The 24,748-nt window shown below is 46.9% G+C and carries 23 protein-coding genes and 1 riboswitch; of the genes, 16 read left to right on the top strand and 7 right to left on the bottom strand.

Translation table 11 applies throughout. The features are described from left to right. Positions 1 to 403 precede the first annotated feature (403 nt). The 5 genes from GPK58_RS09610 (at position 404) to GPK58_RS09630 (ending at position 5,627) form a co-directional block, all read left to right on the top strand. Positions 404 to 1,138, top strand: coding sequence for a FadR/GntR family transcriptional regulator (locus tag GPK58_RS09610; RefSeq protein WP_215638570.1), 735 nt, complete (start codon positions 404 to 406; stop codon positions 1,136 to 1,138). A 309-nt stretch (positions 1,139 to 1,447) separates the two neighbouring features. Further along, positions 1,448 to 2,641, top strand: coding sequence for an Ldh family oxidoreductase (locus GPK58_RS09615; RefSeq protein WP_015526166.1), 1,194 nt, complete (start codon positions 1,448 to 1,450; stop codon positions 2,639 to 2,641). Positions 2,642 to 2,697: 56 nt separating this feature from the next. Beyond that, complete coding sequence (locus GPK58_RS09620; protein ID WP_015526165.1) at positions 2,698 to 3,873, top strand: NAD(P)-dependent malic enzyme; 1,176 nt, start codon at positions 2,698 to 2,700, stop codon at positions 3,871 to 3,873. A gap of 178 nt (positions 3,874 to 4,051) precedes the next feature. Then, the gene (gene hisC / locus GPK58_RS09625) at positions 4,052 to 5,110 is read left to right on the top strand and encodes a histidinol-phosphate transaminase (protein WP_022426847.1); all 1,059 of its coding nucleotides are present in this window, start codon (positions 4,052 to 4,054) and stop codon (positions 5,108 to 5,110) included. 16 nt (positions 5,111 to 5,126) lie between these two features. Next, on the top strand, positions 5,127 to 5,627 hold the full coding sequence (locus GPK58_RS09630) for a COG2426 family protein (protein ID WP_059086725.1): 501 nt from the start codon (positions 5,127 to 5,129) through the stop codon (positions 5,625 to 5,627). A gap of 171 nt (positions 5,628 to 5,798) precedes the next feature. Here GPK58_RS09630 and GPK58_RS09635 read toward each other — a convergent pair whose 3' ends face one another. From GPK58_RS09635 to GPK58_RS09665, 7 genes are read right to left on the bottom strand one after another with little or no spacing between them, the layout of a single operon-like run. Further along, positions 5,799 to 6,860 (bottom strand): type IV pilus twitching motility protein PilT, encoded by a 1,062-nt coding sequence (locus GPK58_RS09635; protein ID WP_022426849.1) that lies wholly within the window; start codon positions 6,858 to 6,860, stop codon positions 5,799 to 5,801. Between the two features lie 4 nt (positions 6,861 to 6,864). Next, on the bottom strand, positions 6,865 to 7,350 hold the full coding sequence (locus tag GPK58_RS09640) for a hypothetical protein (RefSeq protein WP_215638571.1): 486 nt from the start codon (positions 7,348 to 7,350) through the stop codon (positions 6,865 to 6,867). After that, positions 7,347 to 7,799 carry a hypothetical protein gene (locus tag GPK58_RS09645; RefSeq protein WP_015526159.1) on the bottom strand — a complete coding sequence of 151 codons (453 nt, stop codon included), beginning with the start codon at positions 7,797 to 7,799 and terminating at the stop codon, positions 7,347 to 7,349. Before GPK58_RS09645 ends, GPK58_RS09640 begins: the two co-directional genes overlap by 4 nt. Further along, positions 7,796 to 8,290: a DUF4860 domain-containing protein gene (locus tag GPK58_RS09650; protein WP_215638572.1), complete on the bottom strand. Its 495-nt coding sequence runs from the start codon at positions 8,288 to 8,290 to the stop codon at positions 7,796 to 7,798. The genes GPK58_RS09645 and GPK58_RS09650 overlap by 4 nt, the downstream gene beginning before the upstream one ends. Continuing rightward, entirely contained in the window at positions 8,287 to 8,643 is a 357-nt protein-coding gene (locus tag GPK58_RS09655; protein WP_022426852.1) for a hypothetical protein, read from the bottom strand. Before GPK58_RS09655 ends, GPK58_RS09650 begins: the two co-directional genes overlap by 4 nt. A 12-nt stretch (positions 8,644 to 8,655) precedes the next feature. Further along, positions 8,656 to 9,699 carry a type II secretion system F family protein gene (locus GPK58_RS09660; protein WP_215638573.1) on the bottom strand — a complete coding sequence of 348 codons (1,044 nt, stop codon included), beginning with the start codon at positions 9,697 to 9,699 and terminating at the stop codon, positions 8,656 to 8,658. A gap of 21 nt (positions 9,700 to 9,720) precedes the next feature. Continuing rightward, positions 9,721 to 10,638 (bottom strand): transglutaminase-like domain-containing protein, encoded by a 918-nt coding sequence (locus tag GPK58_RS09665; protein WP_215638574.1) that lies wholly within the window; start codon positions 10,636 to 10,638, stop codon positions 9,721 to 9,723. Positions 10,639 to 10,767: 129 nt separating this feature from the next. Beyond that, positions 10,768 to 10,855: riboswitch (cyclic di-GMP riboswitch) on the top strand. A gap of 160 nt (positions 10,856 to 11,015) precedes the next feature. On the opposite strand from GPK58_RS09665, the gene GPK58_RS13095 reads away from it, so the two are divergent. The 11 genes from GPK58_RS13095 (at position 11,016) to GPK58_RS09720 (ending at position 24,352) form a co-directional block, all read left to right on the top strand. Then, positions 11,016 to 12,011, top strand: coding sequence for an anthrax toxin lethal factor-related metalloendopeptidase (locus GPK58_RS13095; RefSeq protein ID WP_227574151.1), 996 nt, complete (start codon positions 11,016 to 11,018; stop codon positions 12,009 to 12,011). A gap of 251 nt (positions 12,012 to 12,262) precedes the next feature. Beyond that, positions 12,263 to 13,783 carry a transcription termination factor Rho gene (gene rho / locus GPK58_RS09675; RefSeq protein WP_144093711.1) on the top strand — a complete coding sequence of 507 codons (1,521 nt, stop codon included), beginning with the start codon at positions 12,263 to 12,265 and terminating at the stop codon, positions 13,781 to 13,783. Between the two features lie 105 nt (positions 13,784 to 13,888). After that, positions 13,889 to 14,092, top strand: a complete 204-nt coding sequence (rpmE, locus tag GPK58_RS09680) for a 50S ribosomal protein L31 (RefSeq protein ID WP_015526151.1) — start codon at positions 13,889 to 13,891, stop codon at positions 14,090 to 14,092. Positions 14,093 to 14,184: 92 nt separating this feature from the next. Then, positions 14,185 to 15,183, top strand: coding sequence for a DUF1385 domain-containing protein (locus GPK58_RS09685; RefSeq protein ID WP_015526150.1), 999 nt, complete (start codon positions 14,185 to 14,187; stop codon positions 15,181 to 15,183). Further along, complete coding sequence (prmC, locus tag GPK58_RS09690; RefSeq protein WP_215638575.1) at positions 15,170 to 16,057, top strand: peptide chain release factor N(5)-glutamine methyltransferase; 888 nt, start codon at positions 15,170 to 15,172, stop codon at positions 16,055 to 16,057. Before GPK58_RS09685 ends, prmC begins: the two co-directional genes overlap by 14 nt. After that, positions 16,050 to 17,126 carry a peptide chain release factor 1 gene (gene prfA, locus GPK58_RS09695; RefSeq protein ID WP_147603298.1) on the top strand — a complete coding sequence of 359 codons (1,077 nt, stop codon included), beginning with the start codon at positions 16,050 to 16,052 and terminating at the stop codon, positions 17,124 to 17,126. Before prmC ends, prfA begins: the two co-directional genes overlap by 8 nt. 56 nt (positions 17,127 to 17,182) lie before the next feature. Next, positions 17,183 to 18,100, top strand: a complete 918-nt coding sequence (locus GPK58_RS09700; protein WP_129974729.1) for a nucleotidyltransferase family protein — start codon at positions 17,183 to 17,185, stop codon at positions 18,098 to 18,100. A gap of 14 nt (positions 18,101 to 18,114) precedes the next feature. Next, positions 18,115 to 19,461 carry a phosphoglucosamine mutase gene (gene glmM / locus GPK58_RS09705; protein WP_015526146.1) on the top strand — a complete coding sequence of 449 codons (1,347 nt, stop codon included), beginning with the start codon at positions 18,115 to 18,117 and terminating at the stop codon, positions 19,459 to 19,461. 8 nt (positions 19,462 to 19,469) lie between these two features. Next, positions 19,470 to 20,528 (top strand): tetratricopeptide repeat protein, encoded by a 1,059-nt coding sequence (locus GPK58_RS09710; protein ID WP_022426860.1) that lies wholly within the window; start codon positions 19,470 to 19,472, stop codon positions 20,526 to 20,528. A gap of 1 nt (position 20,529) precedes the next feature. Continuing rightward, positions 20,530 to 21,765, top strand: coding sequence for a GTPase HflX (gene hflX, locus GPK58_RS09715; RefSeq protein ID WP_215638576.1), 1,236 nt, complete (start codon positions 20,530 to 20,532; stop codon positions 21,763 to 21,765). A gap of 214 nt (positions 21,766 to 21,979) precedes the next feature. Beyond that, positions 21,980 to 24,352: a ribonucleoside triphosphate reductase gene (locus GPK58_RS09720; RefSeq protein WP_215638577.1), complete on the top strand. Its 2,373-nt coding sequence runs from the start codon at positions 21,980 to 21,982 to the stop codon at positions 24,350 to 24,352. Positions 24,353 to 24,748: the final 396 nt, after the last annotated feature.

The following is a 24,748-nucleotide window of genomic DNA, read 5'->3' on the forward strand; positions in this document are numbered from 1 at the left end:
TTACTGTTCACTCCGTTCTCAGTAACACGCTTCGCGATGCACAGAATTTATGCTAATCGCATAAATTCGCACGGTATGTCTCGGGTTTTCTGTGACCTTCGTTCACAAAAAACACCTCGCGGAATATTACCAGTGGACAGTAACAAAATAATATGTCTTACCAATTTATTATTTACTATTGATTAAATTGGGGAATTATCGTATAATATTTACTATAAAAGTCCGGAAAATAGAGAGGGCAAATAGTCAAAATGCACAGACTGGCTGAATGGCTGCAGAGCGATCATCTGGTGCAGAACTGCATGATGACTGAGAATGGTAAATATCCACTTGTCTATATTCCGGGATTTTTATGTAAAGGAAGGCAACACAATAATAAAGGAAGGCGGCCGAAACGGACGACATGTTTACAAAGATTACAGAAGAACGAGCATTTGACGGAATATTAGCGCAGATCATAGAAAATATCCGGCGGGGAAAACTGAAGCCGGGGGACACTTTACCTGCGGAACGTGTTATGGCAGAATCACTGGGAGTTTCCAGACCTGCTGTCCGTGAAGTCCTGCGGGCACTGGAGCTGATGGGAATTGTCACAACGGTCCGCGGCGGAGCCAACTATATTACCGAGAATATGGATCAGTGGCTTTCTGCACCACTGGCCCTTCTTTTTCAGCTGAATAACAGCCATGTACAGCAGGTACAGGAACTTCGTTCTGCGCTGGAGCAGGAGGCTGCGCTTCTTGCAGCCGGGAATTGTACGGAGAAGGATGCATTAGATCTACGTTCCATCCTGGCACAGCTGGAGAGCTCAGAGGACGAGAAAGCCCGTGCAGGTCTTGATAAGAAGCTTCATACGAAGATTGGCAGGATCGCAGGGAATCCTATGATCTATAATGTTCTGGATGCGGCAGCGCAGCTGACTGAGGAGATCATTTCCGGCACCCGAGCCTATATTATGCAGAAACATAATTCCGCTCTGGAGGTGGATGAGCAGCACAGAAGGCTGGTGGAAGCCATTATTTCCGGAGACCGGAACCAGGCGGAGAAGCTGATGCGCGAACATATGGAAACCATTGAGAAATATATACTGGAGATTGCGCAGCAGCAGGGGGAGAACAGCCTTGTATTTCATCGCTGATCCACCTGAAAAAATTAAATAAAATTTCAGTAAAAATCCCGTTAATCTGGTAAGACCACTATTGATTTTGGTAAGACCACGTGCTATAATAGGGACTGTATTGGTAATACCAAAAAAGTTTGATATTATGGCAGCATCCTGAAGGCTTCATGACGAGACAGCATAAGATGAGACAGCGTAAGTTGGGACAGCATGAGACTAGACAGCGTAAGGTAAGATAGCATGAGGCAGGACAGCATAAGACGAGACAGCATAAGACGAGACAGCACAGGATGAAGGTTACTGTATCCCTGCAGTATCATATAAAATATGCAGCAGGCCACAGCGTGGGCGGTAACCTGCCGGAAATATCAGGAGAAAGGACTTGCGATTATGGGATATGTAAAATGGAGTTATGACACACTGAACCATTTCTGCGGAGACGTTTTTAAAGCGTTTGGCTTTTCTGAGGAAGAAGGAAGCATCATTAAAGATGTTCTTCTGACTGCTGATCTGTATGGGATCGAGAGCCACGGAATGCAGAGGATGGTTCGTTACCATAAAGGAATCGAGAAGGGGACTATTCATCCCCAGGCGAAACCGGAAGTTGTTTTTGAAACACCGATTTCTGCTGTGATAGACGGACATAACGGAATGGGCCAGCTGATCAGCCATTTTGCCATGGAAAAGGCAATTGAGAAGGCAAAGACAACTGGTGTGGGAATCGTAAGTGTACGAAATTCCAATCATTTCGGTATTGCAGGATATTATGCGAACATGGCCTGCCATGAAGGACTTCTTGGAATGGCATGTACCAACTCCGAGGCGATCATGGTACCGACCTTCGGAAGAAAGGCTATGCTGGGCTCCAACCCGATCGCAGTCGCTATGCCTGCAGACCCGTATCCGTTTTTCTTTGACTGTTCCACAACAGTTGTAACCAGAGGTAAACTGGAAATGTATAATAAGATGGGCAAGCCTCTTCCGGATGGCTGGGCACTTGACAAAAACGGTCATGCCAGCAATAATGCACCGGATGTACTTGCAAACATCGTAGCCAAGAAGGGCGGCGGAATCATGCCTCTTGGTGGAAACGAGGAAGTCAGCGGAAGCCATAAGGGATATGGCTATGGAATGCTCTGTGAGCTGTTCAGCTCTATTCTTTCCATGGGCGTTACCTCCGACAAATGCTGTACATTCCCGGATAAGACCGGTATCTGCCATGGATTTATGGCGATCAACCCGGCGGCATTCGGAGATCCGGATGCGATCCGCAAGCATTTTTCAGAATATCTTGAGGCACTTCGGGAGAGTCCGAAGGCAGACGGTCAGGACAGGATCTATACACACGGCGAGAAAGAGGTAGCTGCTGAAAAAGACAGAAAAGAGAATGGCATTCCGGTCAACGACAATACCATGGTAGAGCTTGCTGATCTCTGCAGTTATCTGAAGCTTGATTTTGGCTCTTATTTTGAAGGCTATGAGCTTCCGAAGGACAGTAAATTCTTCAATGGTAATTATTAATTCAGGTAATCCTTTTGAAATGAAATATATCATAATTATCCAAGGAGGAAAAGAAAATGGATTATGCAAAAGAGTCATTAAGACTGCACGGAGATTGGAAAGGTAAGATCGAGGTTGTTACAAGAGTGCCGGTTGAGAATAAAGACGACCTTTCTCTTGCATATACACCAGGTGTAGCTCAGCCTTGCCTTGAGATCCAGAAAGATATCAATAAATCCTACGAGCTTACAAGAAGATGGAATATGTGTCTTGTTGTAACAGACGGTTCCGCAGTTCTTGGTCTTGGTGACATCGGACCGGAAGCCGGTATGCCTGTAATGGAAGGTAAATGTGTACTTTTCAAAGCATTCGGCGATGTAGACGCATTCCCGCTTTGCATTAAGAGCCATGATGTAGACGAGATCGTAAATACTATTTACATGATCTCCGGATCCTTCGGTGGTGTTAACCTTGAGGATATCTCCGCTCCGAGATGCTTTGAGATCGAGAAAAAACTGAAAGAGAAATGTGATATTCCGATCTTCCACGATGACCAGCACGGAACTGCAGTTATCACACTTGCAGGTCTGACAAACGCTCTGAAGGTTGTCGGAAAGAAGAAAGAGGATGTTCGTATCGTTATGAACGGTGCAGGTGCAGCTGCTATCTCTATCTGCAGACTTCTTCTGAAAGCAGGCTTCAAGGATGTTACACTCTGCGATAGAAAGGGTGCCATCTATGAGGGACGTACAGAAGGAATGAACCCGGTTAAGGAAGAGATGAGCAAGCTCACAAACCTTCAGAAGAAACAGGGATCTCTTGCAGAGATGCTGGTTGGCGCGGATGTATTTATCGGTGTTTCCGCTCCTGGAGCAGTTACAACAGAGATGGTTAAGACCATGAACAAAGATGCCATCATCTTCGCATGCGCAAACCCGACACCGGAGATCTTCCCGGATGACGCAAAAGCAGGCGGAGCAAAGGTTATCTCCACAGGAAGAAGTGACTTCCCGAACCAGATCAACAACGTTCTTGCATTCCCTGGAATCTTCCGTGGTGCATTTGATGTAAGAGCAAGTGATATCAACGATGAGATGAAAATCGCAGCTTCCAAGGCTCTTGCAGATCTGATCACAGATGAGGAGCTTTCTCCGGAGTATATCATTCCGAAGGCATTCGACAAGAGAGTCGGACCGGCTGTCGCAAAAGCAGTAGCAGAGGCAGCAAAAGCAACAGGCGTAGCACGTATCTGATCTTAAGCGCCTGATACGAACCAAAACAGCCCTTCATTAAGAAGAATATATCAGACACCCGTACTCTGTAACCCGGTACGGGTGTCTTTTTGTTTCCAGGCAGGTGGTATTACCCTTTGACAAATGTCTTCGCAGTGAGTACAATAGCAAAAGAATATGATAGGAGGTTAAGCACAGCATGAAACCATGGGAAGCTAATATACGAAAAGTAGTGCCGTATACTCCTGGCGAGCAGCCAAATGAGAGCGGCATGATCAAACTGAATACAAACGAGAATCCATATTCACCGGCTCCGGGTGTGGAGAAGGCGCTGAAGGCCCTTGATGCCGATACCCTGAGACTTTATCCGGATCCGACAGCAGGAGACCTGGTACACAGTATTGCCGCGTTCTACGGCCTGAAGGACGAGCAGGTATTTACAGGCGTTGGTTCCGATGACGTACTGGCTATGTGTTTTCTCACATTTTTTAATTCAGAGAAACCGATCCTGTTCCCGGACATCACTTATTCTTTCTATGATGTATGGGCAGATCTTTTAAGGATCCCATATGAGCGCCCGGCATTAGATGAGGAGTTCCATATCCGTAAGGAAGATTATTTCCGTGAAAACGGCGGAATCGTATTCCCTAATCCCAATGCACCGACCGGCGTGGAAATGCCTCTTTCTGAGATCGAGGAGATCGTGGCAAAGAATCCGGAGAGTATCGTGATCGTAGATGAGGCGTACGTGGATTTCGGAGCAGCATCCGCACTGCCGCTGATCGAAAAATATGATAATCTGCTTGTTGTGCAGACCTTCTCCAAGTCCAGATCCCTGGCAGGAATGCGTATCGGATATGCCTTCGGAAATCCGGAGCTGATCAAATATCTCAATGATGTGAAATATTCCTTTAACTCCTATACCATGGATCGTACTACCATCGCGGCTGGTGTGGCATCTATGGAGGATAAGGCATATTTTGAGGAATGCTGCCATAAGATCATTACAACAAGAGAGTGGACAAAGGCAGAGCTCAGGAAACTTGGATTTTCCTTCCAGGATTCCAGATCCAACTTTATCTTTGCCACACATGAGAGCTGTCCGGCCAAAGAGCTTTTCGCAGCACTGAGGGAGAAACATATCTATGTAAGATATTTCCCGAAGGACAGGATCGACAATCATCTCCGTATCACCATCGGTACCGATGAGGAGATGAAAAAGCTGGTAGAATTCCTGACGGAATATCTGCAGAAATAACAATTAAGGAGGTACTATGGAAGTACTGGTACAATGGTTTTCACACCACCTTGCACAGTTTATCTCTCCCGAGGGAGCTGTGTTCATCATTTCTATGATCCCGATACTGGAGCTTCGCGGCGGCCTTCTGGCAGCTTCTTTGCTGAAGATATCGGCTGCGAAGGCACTGCCGATCTGTATCGTGGGAAATATTATTCCGATTCCGTTTATCCTGCTTTTTATCCGGCAGATCTTTAAATGGATGAAAAAAACAAAGACGTTCAGAGGTTTGATCACAAAGCTGGAAAACAGAGCTATGGGAAAGAGTGACCAGATCAAGAGATATGAATTTCTTGGACTTTTGCTGTTTGTGGGAATCCCTCTTCCGGGCACAGGAGCCTGGACAGGTGCACTGATCGCCTCTCTTCTTGAGGTGGATATCAAAAAATCCTCCATTGCGATCCTGTGCGGACTTTTTATGGCAAGTGCCATTATGTATATTGTTTCTTATGGAATTGTAGGAAATGTAGTGCATTGATCGATCGCAGAGAAGGAATGTCTTTTTGGTCGAGATCGGATTGAAAATAAAGAAATCCCTTACCGGATCTGTAAAATGATATGTGTTCTGTATTCCGGAAACATATCAGAGATCGGTAAGGGATTTTTTATGTGTTTTTACATATCAGGCAGAGGTATACCGAGAAGATCCTTACATAAGTCTGCGCTTCAGCATGTCCGCGTTTAAAGCGTATTTCAGAGCTGTATCCCTGGTGATACGGCCTTTTTTATATAATTCCAGAAGGCTCTGGTCCATAGAACGCATCTGCTCTTGACCGGATGTGGAGATCACGCCTTCGATCTGGTGTACTTTATTGTCGCGGATCATATTGCGGATGGCAGGAGTCAGGCGCATGATCTCGAAAACAGGAATGTTGCGTCCGTCCACATCCGGGATCAGCTGCTGGGAGATCACAGCCTGAAGGACCATGGAAAGCTGGAGGGCGATCTGATGCTGCTGGGATGGCTCAAACACGTCCATGATGCGTTCGATGGTGTTGGCTGCTCCCAGAGTATGCAGGCTGGAAAGGACAAGATGACCGGTTTCCGCAGCGGTCATGGCAGTCTGGATGGTTTCATGATCACGCATCTCTCCAAGAAGGATCACATCCGGGCTCTGGCGTAGTGTGGCACGAAGAGAAGTCAGATAGCTTTCGGTGTCGGTACAGATCTCGCGCTGGCTGACGATACAGCGATCATGGCGATGGAGATATTCCAGAGGATCCTCCAGAGTGATGATGTGGCCTTCCCGGGTATGGTTGATCCTGTCGATCAGACAGGCCATGGTGGTGGATTTACCGCTTCCGGCAGAACCGGTAACAAGGACCATGCCACGGGTATATTCGGAGATGTTCATCACATCCTCGGGAATGGAAAGCTCTGCAGGATCCGGCAGCCGGAAGGCGATCACGCGGATCACGGCAGCCAGGGAACCACGCTGCTTGTAGGCATTGACACGAAATCTGGAAACACCGGGAATGGAAAAAGAAAAGTCATCATCACCGGTTTCCATAAGACGGGATATATCGCGGTTTTCCGCAAGGCCGTAAATGGTGCGGAGTAAATTTTCTGTCTGATCAGGCATCAGCCTGTCACCACGGTCCAAAAGATGACCGTCGATCTTTTCTGCCAGGGGGCGGCCTGCGATGATAAAGATATCAGAGACACGCCGGTTGGCAGCTTCTGCTAAAAATTCAGGAATAGGGGTATCCATAGGTTTATTCTCCTTTAAATACATTCTGGTGGTTGTCAGGTTGCCAGGATCCGGTAAGCTCTGTGTTCCATTGCAGGATCTGATAAGCGGAAGAGCTTTTTTTCTGCGGGTAAAAAATCTCAAGCACTACAGAAAGCTGTTGTGTCTCGGAAATTCCAACGGAAAAGGAAAGGGTGTGGCTGTGGGAATCCCAGCTGAGATCGTCTCTTGTGTCCGCAAGCTTTTGTATCATGGAAAAATATCTGGTCTCATCGGAAGCTTTTTCCCTGTATTGCTCCAGATCATCACGGATTTCTGAAACGGTTTCTGTGGCGTTTGCGCAGCCGGTGTAATAATTTTCGGTCTGTTTCATAGAATGTCTGGCTGTGTTAAGACTGGATCTGGAGCTTCCAAGAGTAAGCAGAGCAAGTACACAGAGACACAGCACAGAGAAGATAAGAAACAGGGAAGGAATGCCGACAGTTACAAAAAACGTATGCTTCTGTTTCAATGTACAGCCTCCCTTCTGTAGTCATCAACAGGAAAACGCAGGGTGATCCGGTAAAGCTCACTGCAGTTGGAAAGCTGCCGGAAAGAAAGCTCGCCGGATTTTTCTGAAGAAGAAATATCTGTTTCCAGGATCATTTCACAGGCGGCTTCTCCAGAAGAGCAACTCTGCCAGTTACGGTCATAATACCAGATCAGGTTGGTGTTCTTTTTGATGCCCCCCGGAAGCAGGGAGAGGAACTGTTCATCGGTTCCGTCAGTGCCTTCCAGTATCTCGCCCACGGAGGTTGTGAGAGCCTGGATCTGGTTCCACTGTTCTGCCTGGAGCCGGTTTTTTCGTGCTGCCGCGAAGATCTGGATGCAGGCAGCTGAGGAAAGTGACAGAAACAAAAGGGCAAGGATCATTTCCATCAGAAAAAGGCTGGTACCGGAATTATGTCTTGATTCTTTCATGATGCCTCCTTTTTGCCAGTGCGATGAAGCAGGAATTCCGAGCGGACTCCCGTGGTACTTTCCAGGGAAAAGTGGTAAAAACCATTTTCCATTTCCGAAAACCGGAAATCGGAAAGCTGTGAGATGACGGTTCCTGCATCGGAACTGGCCTGAGAGCTTTTTGCAGTGAAAAGCTCCATCAGACTGTCATTCTTCAGGTAAATATACGTGATATATTCTTTTCCTTTGATATCGTCCCGGAAACAAAGGGCAGGAATATCATCCAGGGAACCGGAAAAGATCTCATCGCCGCGGTCGTGCTGCCGGAATTTGGTAGTCAGATAAGTTGCTGCGGTCCCAAGCTCGGAATCGGAGTCAGTCTGTTTCACAGTCTGCTGGTAAATCCGGGCGGAAAATAGCAGCATCAGTATAAGGAACAGAACAAAAACACCGAAAAGAAGAAGCGAAAAAAGAGAAGAAACGGAATGTCCGGTGTTCTTCCGGTGATTCATGAGGCATTCCCTCCTTTCGCACTGCCGGACAGAGCGATCACGCTGATAGACGGCAGGAGATTGGAACCGTTAGGAACATACTCTACTACGAATTTGGTTTTGTCATAAGTGATATGATAATCCAAGAGAAGCTGGGACAGGCTTTCGGGATATGTGCCTGTGAGGGCATAGGTGCGGATGGCACCGTTTTTTAGTGCCTGTTCCAGAGCATCCTGTTCTTTGTGTACGGCCTGGTCGGAGGTGCTGCTGACACCTGCCACAAACAAGGTGCAGGATAAAACCAGAAGCAGCGCCGGAAAGAGAAGAAAAAATGCTCTGAGAAATTTTGTTCTGCGGCTTTCAAAAAGTTCCATGCGGTCACCACCTTACATTGCAAAATCTGAGAGGATCCCCAGAAGCGGCATCATGACGGATAAAAGGACCAGCCCCACAAGAAGAGACAGCAGGATCACGATGGTAGGCTCCACAATGGAGACTGCCTGTGAGATCAGATCTATGGATCTTTCGGTGTACTGCCGGGAAAGCCTGCGGAAGGTTTCGTCACTGGAACCGGAATAGAAGGATATCGTGATGAGACGGCCTTCCATGCCGCCGAACAGACCGGATTCTGTAAGAGCCCTGGAAAAAGTTTCTCCGCTATCCAGGATAGAGGAAGCCTTCCGGAGTCTTTCGAGTATCACCGGCTGTGAGATCAGATCCTTTGTAAGCTCCAGGCTGGTTTCCGGGGAAAGTCCGCTCCGAAGCCCCAGGGAAAGGCCCTGGGTCAGACGACTGTAATCCATGGCAACCGGGATCTCACGGAAAAACGGGAGATGGATGGCCATTTTTCGCAGCAGGCTGTGACCTTTTTCCGTAAGACTGAAAAACAGGATGCAGCCAATGAGGGCTGCGGCGAGGATCAGAAAAACAGAGGAATACCGGCTGATCACGTTGCCTGCATTCAGAAGTCCCCGGGAAACCCCGTTCATTTCCATTCCCATCTGGTTAAATACCTGTTGAAATACCGGCAGGACTTTTATCAGAAGGACCAGGATCACAACAGCCATCATGCCAAGCATGAGCAGCGGGTAAGTGACTGCAGACCGTATCTGTCCTGAGATTTCTTCCTCCTGTTCATAGTGGGAACTGAGACTTTCCATGATCTCATCCAGGCAGCCGGTTTCCTCACCGGTCCGGACATAGGCGGTCATGGATGTGGGAAAGATCCCGGATTCGTCAAGAGCCCGGGAAAGAGAACCGTTTTCTTCCACGGAACGGATCAGGGGTGTGAGGATCTGCCGGTCTGCATCGGTCTTGCTTTCGTCACAGAGGATGTGAAGTCCTTCAGCTGTGGATATGCCGGAATGCAGAAGCATTCCCATCTGCCCGCAGAAACTGGATAATTCCCGGGCTGTCAGTTTGTTTTTCATAATAAGGTCTCCTTTAGTGGGTCAGCGCGTGAACTGTACCGTATAATTGCTTTCATCACCGATATATTCCTGGATCGCTTCATCACCATCACTGTTGGCGTCAAAGGTGGGATCCATCAGCTTCCAAGTGTCTCCGTCAAAAGATACTGCCTTTGTCACCCAGCCTCTGCCACGGATATAAACATCGATCCATGCATGCTTTACATCACCGGAATAGCCGATCTGAAGCTTGCAGGGAATGTCCTGGCTGCGGAGCATTGCAGTAGTCAGTGCAGCGTAATCAAAACAGATCCCCGTGCCGGTGCCTAAAGTATCATCTACATCAGGAAGATAACCGGCTTCGACAGAATCAGCTTTGTCATAATCGTAGGAAATATGACTGGTAACATATGTATAGAAGGTTTTCAGGATGTCGATATCGGTCATGTCTTCTTTGACAAGAGAGGCTGCCAGTTTGCAGGCTTCACTTTTGGAAGAAAAGTCCACGTACTGGTTTGGATACAGAAACGGAAGAAATTCATTCTGAAGCTTTATTGTGAGCGTTTCCGTGTAAAGGGCGGCATACTGGTTTCCATCAATCTGCTGATAGCAGGTGATGAGATACTCACCGGAGCCTTCGGAAAAAGGAAGTACCGTCTGTTCATCAGGTTCCAGAAAATAGGAATAGACCACACCGGAGGGAGCAGTAAGCTGAATGTTCATGCGGGAATCATCGGAATCGGATTCTGCAGTCAGATACCCCTGATCCTGATTGGAAATATCCAGGATCAGAGGGGAACTGCCCAGTGTTTTTTTGCCGGGGGCCTCCGGGGTGAGGACTCTGGCCGGAGAATATACCGGAGGTTCTTCATCGGAGGAAGGAGAATTTCCACAGCCTGCCAGCAGGATTCCGAAAAGCAGCCATACAAAAAAGAGACGGACTGGTAAAAATTTTGACATTGTTTCCGTTCTCCTGTTATATCATGCTTTCTTTTTGAACAGTATAGCAGATTCCGTGAAAAAAAGACAGGAGCAGGGCTCAAAATGCAGTGGAAAATGTTGACATTTCAGGGGAAAAAACATATACTATACGTATAAAGGCAAACCTGTTGAAAGACAGGGACGCAAAGCCATGGGTCTAAGGTCCGAAGGATGACTATGACAGCCGGTTGCCGCATTAAATTCCGATTTAATGACGTATTCAGATAACATCTATGAACAAGAATCTGTGTGTTAATGCGGCCGTTTATTTCGTTAGAATAAGCGGCTTTTTTGATGCCTAAAATCCGGTTTAGGTTGGAAACTGAAACGTCGGCTTTCAGAAAGGTGTGAATGATATGAAAAGAACAGATATCCATAAAATTTTTACAGGCAGGAAAAAAGCTTTAGCAGGATGCCTTGCAGCTGTTATTGTACTGGCAGGTGGCTTTAATGTCTGGCAGTCGTCACAGGTTCCGGAATTTCCGGATTTTACAGATCCGGTAGTGGAGACTACCATCACAGAGGACGACACTCCACTTGCTTCAAAACCGAAGGTGACTACCAAAACGACTTCAAATACCAAGACAACCAGAAAAAAAGTTAGGCTGAAAAAAGCGGCGACCAAGACTTATACCAAGAAGCTTCCGACTACCAATAAGAAGAGTACGACCACAAAGAAAACAAACAGAAATACAACCGTAAAAACATTAAAGACAGTTAAGACTGCAACAACACAGAAATACACAAAGAAATCAAAAACAGCCGTTCAGACACGGAAAGTAACTACAACCATTCAGACGACCACAACAGTCATGGCGGCTTCAGCTACTGCCGGCAAAGCGAATGCAGCTTCCACAAAAAAAGTAGAAAGCATCAGCATGGACAGCAAATATTCAGTAAGCAATATTGCTTCCATTGCACCGAAGATGGACAGCAGGGTGCTCAAAGCCTACAAGAAGCTTGGATTTACTGTAACGATCGATCCGTCTGTTAACTACGGAGGCTGCTTTAACGCACATTCAAGAAGCATCATCCTTCGTTTTGAGAATGAGACAATCTACCATGAACTGGGACATTTCCTTGCTTTTGTTGCGGGAAACGTAGACAGAACAAGTGATTTTGCCGCAGTTTATAACAGCGAAAAATCCAAATTTACAGGTATCAACAGAAGCTATGCAACGCAGAACAGTTCAGAATATTTTGCAGAATCAGTGCTTGAGTATGTAACAAGTCCGTCAACACTTAAGAGACAGAGACCAAAAACGTATGCAGCGATCGTGGCGGCTCTGAATAAAATTACCGATGAACGTATCCAGAGGGTCATGGATATATACGGACCGTTCTGGAGCTAAAAAAGAAGCATACAGGAACGTTGGATCTGTCCGGGAAGAGATCTCCCGGGCAGATTTTTTTCTTTTTTGTGAGAAAAGTATAAAAAAAATGTCGATAAATATTTCTTGCAATAGACTCTATAAGGTGTGTATAATGAAACATAAGCTGAAAACACGCTTTCATTCAAAAAAAGTGCAGCCATGTCAGGTTGTATCTGATTCCATAAACAACAAATATATAATTTATCAGATTTAAGAATAGAGGATTTAATATGAGAGAAAAGTATGAATCATTATCTCTGGCGGTGCTGAAGGATCTGGCAAAGGCGAGAGGGATGAAGGGAATTTCTACTCTGAGAAAACCGGCACTGATCGAGCGGATGCTGGAGGAGGACGTCAAAGAGTCTGACAGAGGAAATCCCGAAGAAGTACACAAAAGTACACCGGCAGAAAATACTGTAAAAGAAAAAAGCTATGATTCGGAAAAAACAGAATATCGTACCCGTCCGGCAGGGGAAGGACTTCAGGAGCAGCGGAAGGAATATCGTAGTGATAAGAATGAGCAGGAACACAGAAGCACAAATATCCGCAGAGAGTACAACCGTGAATATAACCGGGAAGCTACAAGGGAGAACGGGAATGTCCCGTCAGAATCCACCCAGCTGGACAGTGGTGAAAAGGCTAACGGGATCCTGGAGGTCCTTCCGGATGGATATGGCTTTATCCGATGTGAGAATTATATGCCGGGCGAGAACGACATTTATGTTTCTCCTTCCCAGATCCGCCGCTTTAATTTAAAGACAGGTGATATCATCCAGGGAAATATCCGCATCAAGACCCAGGGAGAGAAGTTCAGTGCCCTTCTCTACGTATCTTCCATTAACGGTTTCCATCCGAGTGAGGGACAGAGACGGTATAATTTTGAAGATATGACACCGATCTTTCCGAATGAGAGACTTGTCATGGAGCGTGCAGGCGGTACAACGGCCATGCGTATCGTGGATCTGATCAGTCCTATCGGAAAGGGCCAGCGAGGAATGATCGTATCTCCGCCAAAGGCAGGTAAGACAACCCTTCTGAAAGACGTTGCCAAGTCTATCCTCAGGAATAACAGAGATATGCATCTGATCATTCTTCTGATCGATGAGCGTCCTGAGGAGGTTACCGATATCAGAGAGGCGATCCAGGGACCGAATGTGGAAGTGATCTATTCTACATTTGATGAACTTCCGGAACATCATAAGAGAGTTTCCGAGATGGTTGTGGAGCGTGCGCGCCGTCTTGTAGAGCATAAACAGGATGTGATCATTCTTCTGGATTCGATCACACGACTTGCCAGAGCCTATAATCTGATCATCCCGCCAAGCGGAAGAACCTTATCCGGTGGTCTTGACCCGGCGGCTCTCCATATGCCCAAAAGATTTTTTGGCGCAGCCCGTAATATGCGCGAGGGCGGAAGCCTGACGATTCTGGCAACCGCACTTGTGGATACCGGAAGCAAGATGGACGATGTTATTTATGAGGAGTTCAAGGGAACCGGTAATATGGAGCTTGTCCTGGATCGTAAATTACAGGAGAAACGGGTATTCCCGGCCATTGATATCCAGAAATCCGGAACCCGAAGAGAGGATCTGCTTCTCAGCAAGGATGAACAGGAAGCGGTTTATATTATGCGAAAAGCTCTCAACGGAATGAAAGCGGATGAGGCAGTAGAACAGATCCTGAATACCTTTGCCAGAACCAGGAACAATGCAGAACTGGTACAGACTGTAAAGAAACAGAAATTTTTATAAAGTCCTTGCATTTTAGGGAAAGCTATGTTATACTTAGCAAGCTGTTTAAAATGGAATTCGTCAATTGAATACGAATAATATTAAATATATAGAGAGGTGAAAATCATGAGAGAAGGAATCCATCCGAACTACTATCAGGCAACTGTAACCTGCAACTGCGGAAACACTTTCGTAACAGGTTCTACTAAAGAGGACATCCATGTTGAGATCTGTTCCAAATGCCATCCGTTCTACACAGGACAGCAGAAGGCTACACAGGCTCGTGGACGTATCGATAAGTTCAACAAGAAATACGGCCTGAATAAGTAATTATTGCGAATACAGGAAATGAGAAGGTTGAGGTTGGGAAATCTCAACCTTTCTTTAACTGAAAAATTTTTAATTTGCACAGGAGAGAATGAATGAGATCATCGAATATCGGCGGACAGGCGGTCATGGAAGGCATCATGATGCGCCACAAGGACAAATATTCTATCGCAGTGCGCCGCCCGGACCAGGAGATCGAGCTGAAGGTAGAGGATTATAAATGTATCTTCGGAAATCACGCATTTCTGAAGAAACCGATCATCCGTGGTGTGGTAAGCTTTGTGGATTCTCTTGTGGTAGGCACGAAATGCCTGATGTATTCTGCGGAGATCGCAGGAGACGAGGAAGATGAGGAAACAGCCAGGAAGAATGAGCAGCTTACAGAAGAAGAGCGTTCTGCAAAAAAAGCCAAAGAGGATAAGCAGTTCAAGTGGCTTCTTTACATTACGGTAGCTATCTCCATGGTGGTTTCTGTGGCTGCTTTTATGTTTCTTCCGTATGTACTGGCCAGTCTGATCCGAGGGGTAGGTGCTTCGGAATTTCTGGTCACCATAGTGGAAGCCTTTGTGAAGCTGGCACTGTTTATGGGATATATGTTCCTGATCTCCAGAATGAAGGATATCCAGAGGACATTTATGTATCACGGTGCGGAGCACAAATGTATCAACTGTGTGGAGCATGGTCTGCCTCTGACGGTAGAGAATGTGTTAAAGAGCTCCAGGCTTCATAAGCGCTGTGGAACAAGCTTTCTGTTTCTGGTCATGCTGGTAAGTATTGTGCTGCATTTTATGTTTGTGGCGGTGCCGTTTTACTGGGTGAGACTGCTGGGAAGACTTCTCATGGTACCGGTAGTTGCGGGGATTTCCTTTGAGATCATCCAGTGGGCAGGAAGAACAGACAGTAAATTTGCGGACATTATGAGTAAACCAGGTCTTGCCATGCAGAAATTCACCACAAAGGAGCCTGCTGCAGATATGGCAGAGGTAGCCATTAAAGCAGTTGAGGCTGTTTTTGATTGGAGAGCCTATCTGAAAGAGGAATTTGACTTGGACATTCCATATGAGACAGAGGAGACAGAAAATGCAGACTCTTGAGTCCCTTCTGAAAAAAGGTACAACAATACTGAAAGATAACGGATTGGAAGAAGCCGGGCTGGATGCCTGGCTCCTTCTGGAATTTAAGACCGGAAAGAATCGGGCATATTATTTTGCGCATGGAGATGAACCGGTGTCTGATGAGACCGCAGCAGAGTATCTTACGCTGATCGACAGGCGGGCAGGACATATTCCTGTACAGCAGCTGACTCATCAGGCTTTTTTTATGGGCTATGAGTTTTATGTAAACGAAAACGTGCTGATCCCGAGACAGGATACGGAGACTCTGGTGGAAGAGGCATTGAAACACCTTGGGGATGTGGAAAAACCGGAGATCCTGGATATGTGTACCGGCTCCGGCTGCATCCTGCTCAGCCTTCTTCTGGAACGGCAGGATGCCTGTGGGATCGGTGTGGATGTTTCACCGGAAGCACTGGAAGTGGCAAAAAAGAATGCAGGTATTCTAAAGGTGGAGAACCGGGCGGATTTTGTGGAAAGCGATCTGTTCTCAGCACCGTATTTTTGTGAAAAAGGTGGAAAAGATAGTGGGAAATATGATATCCTTATTTCAAACCCGCCTTATATCGCAACAGAAGAAATTGAAACACTGATGGAAGAAGTCCGCCTTCATGATCCGAGGAAGGCCCTTGACGGAATGGAAGACGGGCTTTATTTTTACAGAAAGATCACAGCAGAGGCCGGAAGGTACCTGAAACCAGGCGGATGGCTTCTGTATGAGATCGGCTGCACCCAGGGGGAGGCGGTCAGTACAATGATGAAAGCAGCCGGTTTTACCGGGGTTCAGATCGTAAAGGATCTGCCGGGCCTTGACCGTGTGGTGCTTGGACAGAAACAGGAGGAAATACATGTTTGATAAACTGGATGATCTGCTGGTACGTTTTGAAGAGCTTCTCAATGAGCTGGGAGAACCGGGAGTAACCGACGATCCGGCACATTTTCAGAAGCTGATGAAGGAGCAGAGCGACCTGCAGCCAATCGTTGACGCATATAAAGAATATAAGAAAAATAAGGAAACCATCGAGGACAGTCTTTCCATGCTGGAGAGCGAGAAGGACGAAGAGATGCGTGAAATGCTGAAGGAAGAGCTTTCCGATGCAAAAAAGAGAGTGGAGGAGCTGGAGCATGAGCTGAAGATCCTTCTTCTTCCGAAGGACCCTAACGACAGCAAGAACGTTATCGTTGAGATCCGTGGAGGTGCAGGCGGTGATGAGGCAGCACTTTTTGCAGCAGAGATTTATCGTATGTATGTGAAATACGCGGAGTCCCGCCGCTGGAAAACCGAGATGCTCAGCCTCAATGAGAACGGCATCGGCGGCTTTAAGGAGGTTACCTTCATGATCAAGGGTGAGGGTGCATATTCCAGACTGAAATACGAAAGCGGTGTTCACCGTGTACAGCGAGTACCGGAGACAGAGTCCGGCGGAAGAATCCATACATCTACCTGTACGGTAGCGATCATGCCGGAGGCAGAAGAAATTGATTTCCATCTGGATCTCAATGAGTGTAAATTCGATGTGTTCCGTGCATCCGGAAACGGTGGTCAGTGTGTCAACACCACAGACTCCGCAGTACGTCTTACTCATATCCCTACAGGAATCGTGATTTCCTGCCAGGATGAGAAGTCTCAGCTTAAGAACAAGGATAAAGCACTTCGTGTGCTCCGTTCCCGTCTGTATGAGATGGAGCTTGCCAAGCAGCATGACGCTGAGGCAGAGGCAAGGAGAAGCCAGATCGGTACAGGTGACCGCTCCGAGAAGATCCGTACCTACAACTTCCCTCAGGGACGTGTAACAGACCACAGGATCAAGCTTACCCTTCACCGTCTGGAAAATATCCTTAACGGAGATCTGGATGAGATCATTGACAGTCTGATCGCAGCAGACCAGGCAGTAAAGCTGACAAAGCTGAATGACCAGGAGTAAGCGCTGATTACAGCTACAGAGTTCAAAAAATTATAATAAATCAGGAGGAAACGAAAATGAAAAAGACAGCACTGGTGATCATGGCAGCCGGTATCGGCAGCCGTTTTGGAAAAGGAATCAAGCAGCTTGCACCGGTAGGCCCGAAGGGCGAGATCATTATGGACTATTCCATCCATGATGCACTGGAGGCAGGATTCAACAAGGTCGTATTTATCATTCGCAAAGACCTTGAAGATGAATTCAAAAAAGTGATCGGAGACCGTATCTCCAACATTACAGAAGTTGCTTATGCATTCCAGGAGATCGACGATCTTCCGGGCAATTTTACAAAACCGGCGGACCGTACCAAGCCATGGGGAACCGGACACGCTGTACTGGCAGCAAAGAAAGTCCTTTCCGAGCCATTCGCTGTGATCAATGCAGATGACTACTACGGAAAAGAAGCCTACGTAAAGGTGCATGACTACCTGGTACAGGATCATCTGCAGGATGGCCCGATGCACATCTGCATGGCAGGTTTCCGCCTTGGAAATACATTAAGTGACAACGGAAGCGTCACAAGAGGAGTGTGCCATATTGAGGATGGCAAGCTTGTGGGCGTTACAGAGACACATAACATCTTCAAGACAGCAGACGGCGCAGAGACAAGAAATGACGATGGTACAGCAGAAACACTGGATACAAAGAGCCTTGTTTCCATGAATATGTGGGGACTGACACCGGAATTTATGGAGATCCTTGAGAAAGGCTTCGTTGAGTTCCTTGGCGGGATCAAAGAGGGAGACATCAAAAAAGAGTATCTTCTTCCTGAGCTTATCGACCAGCTGATCCATTCCGGAAAAGCAGCGGTAGATGTTCTTGAGACAAAGGACGAGTGGTTCGGTGTTACCTATCAGGAGGATAAGGCATCTGTACAGGCTGCATTCAAAAAACTTACAGATGACGGCGTTTATCCGGAAGGACTGTATCAGTAATAAAGGAGAACATTATGGGTAAATATTTCGGAACAGATGGTTTTCGTGGTGAAGCAAATGTAAAACTTACAGCAGATCATGCATTTCGTGTGGGACGTTATCTCGGCTGGTATTACGGCAGAGATCACAAGGCGAAGATCGTGATCGGCAAGGATACAAGAAGAAGCAGTTACATGTTTGAGTATGCCCTTGCGGCAGGACTTACCGCATCCGGAGCAGATGCCTATCTGCTTCATGTAACCACAACTCCAAGTGTATCCTATGTGGTACGTACAGAAGATTTTGACTGCGGTATCATGATTTCCGCAAGCCATAATCCGTTTAATGATAATGGAATCAAGGTCCTTAATGAGAACGGACAGAAGATTTCCGCAGATATTGAAGCACGTATCGAGGCATATCTGGACGGCGAGATCGAGGAGCTTCCGCTGGCAACCGGAGAAGATATCGGCTGTACTGTGGATTTTGCATCCGGAAGAAACCGTTATATCGGACATCTGATCTCTATCCCATGCCATGATTTCAAAAATATCAAGGTTGGGCTGGATTGCTCCAACGGAAGCTCATCCGCCATTGCCAAGAGTGTTTTTGACGCACTTCGTGCAAAAACCTATGTGATCAACAATGAGCCAAACGGAACCAACATCAACCGTGGCTGCGGTTCCACACACATTGAAGTTCTGAGACAGTTCGTGGTAGATAAAGGCCTGGATATCGGTTTTGCATATGATGGTGATGCAGACCGCTGTATCGCCGTAGACCACCGCGGAAACATCATTGACGGTGATAAGATCATGTATGTGTGCGGCAAATATTTAAGAGAGAAAGGCCAGCTCAACGGAAATACAGTTGTAACCACCGTTATGTCCAATCTTGGTCTTTACAAGTCTCTGGAGCGTGAAGGCATCGACTATGAGCAGACTGCAGTTGGTGACAAATACGTTGCTGAGAACATGATGGAAAACAATTACAGTATCGGTGGTGAACAGTCCGGACATATCATCTTTAGCCGCTATTCCGCTACTGGTGACGGGATCCTGACTTCTCTTATGATCATGGAGGCATGTGTGGATCAGAAGGCCACACTCTGCGACCTTGCAAAGGAGATGAAGGTTTATCCGCAGCTTCTCCGGAATGTGCGTGTTTCCGACAAGAAAACAGCACTGGAGAACGAAAAGGTAAAAGCAGCCATTGAGGCAGCCGCAGAGGCACTTGGCGATGACGGACGTATCCTGGTACGTGAGAGTGGTACAGAGCCGCTGATCCGTGTTATGGTAGAAGCGGGAACGGATGATCTCTGCCATAAATATGTAGATAGTGTTGTTGATGTGATGGAAGCCGAAGGGCTTGTTGTAGAATAAGGAATTCCATGAAAAAAACAAAGACCGTATTGATTCTTGCAGCCGTTACAGGAGCCTTGCTTCTGGGCGGCTGCGGCAGTGAAAAAACAAAAATATATGAACAGGCCGGAAAGGATCTTTCCCAGGGAAGCTACAAGTATGCCCTGGAGGAGTACCAGAGCTCGATCCAGAACGGAGTGAAGCTGGCACAGTCCTATCGCGGGGCAGGTATCGCAAGCCTGCGTCTTGGCAAATATGAGGATGCGGTGAATAGCTTCACGGAAGCTCTGAACTGCGATAAAGTAAGCAAAAGCCTTCGTAAGGATATCCTGTCCTACCGGGCTACTGCAGAGCTGAAGTCTGGAAAATACGAGGATGCCATGGCAGACTGCCAGACACTTGGAGAAGATTTTTCCATGGATGCAGGCAGTTATTTCCTCACCGGAAAGGTTGCCCTTGCCATGGATTCCTACGAAGAAGCCGCATCTAACTTCAAACAGGCCTATGGAGAAGATTCCACCTATGATATGGCGATCGAGATCTATGAGGCATATCTGGACAAGGATATGGAAGCGGACGGAACCAGATATCTGGAAGCTGCTCTTTCTTCTGAGGCCAAGGATGCCCAGGACCACTGTGACAGAGGCCGTGTCTACTACTATATGGAAGACTACAGCAACGCAAAAAAAGAGCTTCTGGAAGCAACCAAGAAGGATAATACGGAAGCATTGCTTCTTCTGGGAATGGTATATCTGGCCCAGGATGATGTGGAAAATGCTCAGGCAATGTACAAGCAGTATATTTCCGCAGTGGGTGATTCCGCCAAGGGCTATAATGGTCTGGCACTGTGCGATATCCGAAGCGGAGATTATGATTCTGCTCTTGATAACATCACAAAAGGCCTTCCGACAGCTACCACAGACGAGATGCAGAGTCTTCTGTTCAATGAGATCGTAGCCTATGAAAAAAAGCTGGATTTTGCTACTGCACTGACCAAGGTCCAGGAATATATTGAGATGTTCCCTGAAGATTCCGCTGCAAAAAAAGAGCGGGCTTTCCTGAAAACCAGAACGTCTTCGGAGGGCTGATATGGAATATTTTGAGGAAATACAGGACAGGGTTATCCTGATCGGTGTCCAGGCAGATCGGGGGGATGACATGGAGGAATCCCTGGATGAGCTTGGAGAACTTGCGGCTACGGCAGGTGCGGCGGTTGCAGGCAGGATCATTCAGAATCGTGAGGCCGTACATCCGGGCACCTATATCGGAAAAGGCAAGATCGAAGAGGTAAAAGGTCTTCTCTATGCCCTGGATGCCAATGGTGTGATCTGTGACGATGAGCTTTCTCCAGCCCAGATGAATAATCTGGAGCGGGAGCTGGAGTGCAAGGTTATGGATCGTACCCTGCTGATCCTTGACATTTTTGCGAAGCGTGCCGTCACAAGTGAAGGCAAGATCCAGGTAGAGCTTGCACAGCTTCGTTACCGGTCTGCACGTCTTGTGGGACTACGTTCTTCTCTTTCGCGACTTGGAGGAGGAATCGGAACCAGAGGCCCTGGTGAGAAAAAGCTGGAGACAGACCGTCGTCTGATCCGGAACAGGATATCCGCACTGAAGCAGGAGCTTTCCCAGGTAGAAAAGCACAGAGAGCTGATCCGTTCCAGAAGAGCTGTGGGAAATCTGAAGACAGCAGCCATTGTTGGCTATACCAATGCAGGAAAGTCAACACTTCTGAATACACTGACAGGCGCTTCGGTGCTTTCGGAGGATAAGCTGTTTGCCACACTGGATCCGACTACCCGTCTTCTGACACTGGATGACGGACAGCAGCTTCTTCTTACGGATACCGTAGGCTTTATCCGCAAGCTTCCCCACAATCTGGTGGAAGCCTTCAAGAGTACTCTGGAGGAAGCCAAATATGCGGATTATATCATTCATGTGGTAGATGCATCCAATCTTCAGGCGGAGATGCAGATGCATATCGTATATGAAACCCTGAAAGAGCTTGGTGCTCTGGGAAAAAAGACGATCACACTTTTTAACAAGCAGGACCGTGTTTCCGGGGAGAGCTTTCGGGATCTCCGAGCAGACCATACGCTGAAGATTTCCGCACGGACAGGAGAGGGGCTTGAGGAATTTAAGCAGCTTCTTTCTGAGATACTGGCAGAAGGACAGATTTATATGGAACGGCTTTTTCCTTATTCGGAGGCCGGTCAGATCCAGCTGATCCGTGAGTATGGACAGCTTCTTTCGGAAGAGTATACCGAAGGAGGGATTGCTGTAAAAGCAAGAGTTCCGCGGGAAATCTATCCGAAAGTCACATAATGTTAAAATATCTACTCAGTACCATATATAGTACCGTGAACAAAACGGGCACTATATATGGTGCTTTTTATGTTGACGCAAAGAGGCGTGTCTGATACAATAAGCCTACAGCGTTTTGAACACAGATCGTGAAACGGAGTGTGTTCGTAGGCAGGCAAGTGAGGCGGAATGGAATATCCGCTTATAAATAAATGCATGAGGGAGGCATTTTCTTATGTTTCAGGTAGTAAAAAGAGACGGTGAATTAGACGAATTTAAAATGGGGAAGATCACCGCGGCAATTGATAAGGCATTTGATGCCAAAGGTAAGAATTACAGTTCGGATATGATCGATCTTCTGGGACTTCGTGTTACAGCGGATTTTCAGAATAAGATCGAGAACAACCGGATTTCTGTTGAGGATATCCAGGACAGTGTGGAGAACGTACTGATCCAGGCCGGATATTCTGATGTTGCCAAGGCGTATATCCTTTATCGTAAGCAGCGTGAGAAGATCCGCAATATGAAATCCACCATCCTTGACTATAAAGAAATCGTAAACAGCTATGTAAAGGTTGAGGACTGGCGTGTAAAGGAGAACTCAACGGTTACTTATTCTGTAGGAGGTCTGATCTTAAGCAACTCCGGAGCAGTTACCGCAAACTACTGGCTGTCTGAGATCTACGACAACGAGATCGCAGATGCACACAGAAATGCAGATATCCATATCCATGATCTGTCCATGCTGACCGGTTACTGTGCAGGCTGGTCCCTGAAGCAGCTGATCCGAGAGGGACTTGGTGGTATTGAGGGTAAGATCACTTCTGCACCTGCAAAGCATTTAAGTGTACTCTGCAACCAGATGGTGAATTTCCTGGGTATCATGCAGAACGAATGGGCGGGCGCACAGGCATTTTCATCCTTTGATACTTATCTGGCACCTTTTGTAAAGGCAGACAACCTTTCCTATCCGGAGGTTAAGAAATGCATTGAGTCCTTTGTATATGGCGTAAATACTCCAAGCCGCTGGGGCACTCAGGCACCATTTTCCAACATTACACTGGACTGGACCGTTCCGGACGACCTTGCAGAGCTTCCGGCTATCGTAGGCGGCAAGGACATGGATTTCAAATATAAGGACTGTAAGAAAGAAATGGATATGGTCAATAAGGCATTTATCGAGACCATGATCGAGGGAGATGCCAACGGACGTGGATTCCAGTATCCGATCCCGACCTACTCCATCACAAAGGAATTCGACTGGTCTGATACCGAGAACAACCGTCTTCTCTTTGAGATGACTTCCAAGTACGGTACTCCGTATTTTTCCAATTATATCAACAGTGATATGAAGCCAAGCGACATCCGCAGCATGTGCTGCCGCCTCCGTCTGGATCTCCGTGAGCTCCGCAAAAAGAGTGGTGGATTCTTTGGCTCCGGTGAGAGCACAGGCTCTGTAGGCGTTGTTACCATCAATATGCCGCGTATCGCATATCTTTCCAGAACGCCGAAGGAATTTTATCAGCGCCTGGACCACATGATGGATATCTCCGCAAGATCTCTTCATATCAAGAGAGATGTGATCAGCAGGCTTCTGGAGGAGGGACTGTATCCGTACACGAAGAGATATCTTGGAAGCTTTGACAATCATTTTTCCACCATCGGTCTTGTGGGAATGAACGAAGCGGGCTTAAATGCCTGCTGGCTGAAAAAAGACATGACAGATCCGGAAACCCAGAAGTTTACAAAAGAGGTTCTGGAGCATATGAGAAACCGTCTTTCAGACTATCAGGAGCAGTATCCGGGAGAGCTTTTCAACCTGGAGGCAACACCGGCAGAGTCCACTGCATACCGTCTTGCCAAACACGACAGAAGCCGTTATCCGGATATCAAAACAGCAGGAAAAGAGGGCGACACTCCGTATTACACAAACAGCTCTCATCTGCCGGTTGATTACACTGCGGATATTTTTGACGCACTGGATATTCAGGACGATCTGCAGACTCTGTATACTTCAGGAACCGTATTCCATGCATTCCTTGGGGAGAAGCTTCCGGACTGGAAGGCAGCGGCAGCGCTGGTACGTAAGATCGCAGAGAATTATCGCCTGCCCTATTACACCATCTCACCGACCTATTCCGTATGTCAGGAGCATGGCTACATCAGCGGCGAGCATTTCACCTGCCCGAAATGTGGAAAGAAGGCTGAGGTTTACAGCCGTATCACAGGATATTACCGTCCTGTACAGAACTGGAACGATGGTAAGACCCAGGAGTACAAGAACCGTACCCTCTATGATATTACCCATTCCCAGCTGAAAAAGGTCCATACCAGTGTGATGACCATGAAGGGTGACGAGGTGGAGATCCAGCCTGTGGAATCTCATAAATATCTTTTTACGACCAGCACTTGTCCGAACTGCCGTATGGCAAAGAAAATGCTGGAAGGCGAAGAGCTGGAGATCATCGATGCTGAGCAGAATCCCGAGCTTGTCAAGCAGTATGGGATCCGTCAGGCGCCTACACTTGTGATCACTGACGGGGTACAGGTTAAGAAGTATGTGAATGCTTCTAACATTCAGAAGTATGTGGATGAAGAGTTGGATTGAGCTCTTCGGGGCAATTGTAAATTGTAATTAAAATGGCTGGACGCATGTCTGTTTGGATGTGCGTCTGGTCTTTTTTATATAATTTTTTATTTTTTGTCTTTTTGTTTTTATATTTTTTGGGGGATTTTCGTTTTTGGGGAAAGGTGGTTGACATTTCATGGCGGGATGGTATACTTATACATGGGTTTAATGATTGAAAGTGTTACACTTTAATGTATGAATATATACCGCTGTAATACCGCGTGGGGGATCCGGGAATTGTTTCCCGGCGGAAATTTGCGAGGGGGAAAGCACTCAAAGTTGCGAAGCCCGTTTTCAATGCCATTTAGATAGAACATTTTGTAGATGATTCTTTATGTTACATTCTGTAATGTTTTGATATTTGGAGTGCTTTGA

It is taken from the genome of Blautia sp. MCC270 (genome assembly GCF_018785605.1).
GTDB lineage: Bacteria > Bacillota > Clostridia > Lachnospirales > Lachnospiraceae > Blautia_A > Blautia_A fusiformis.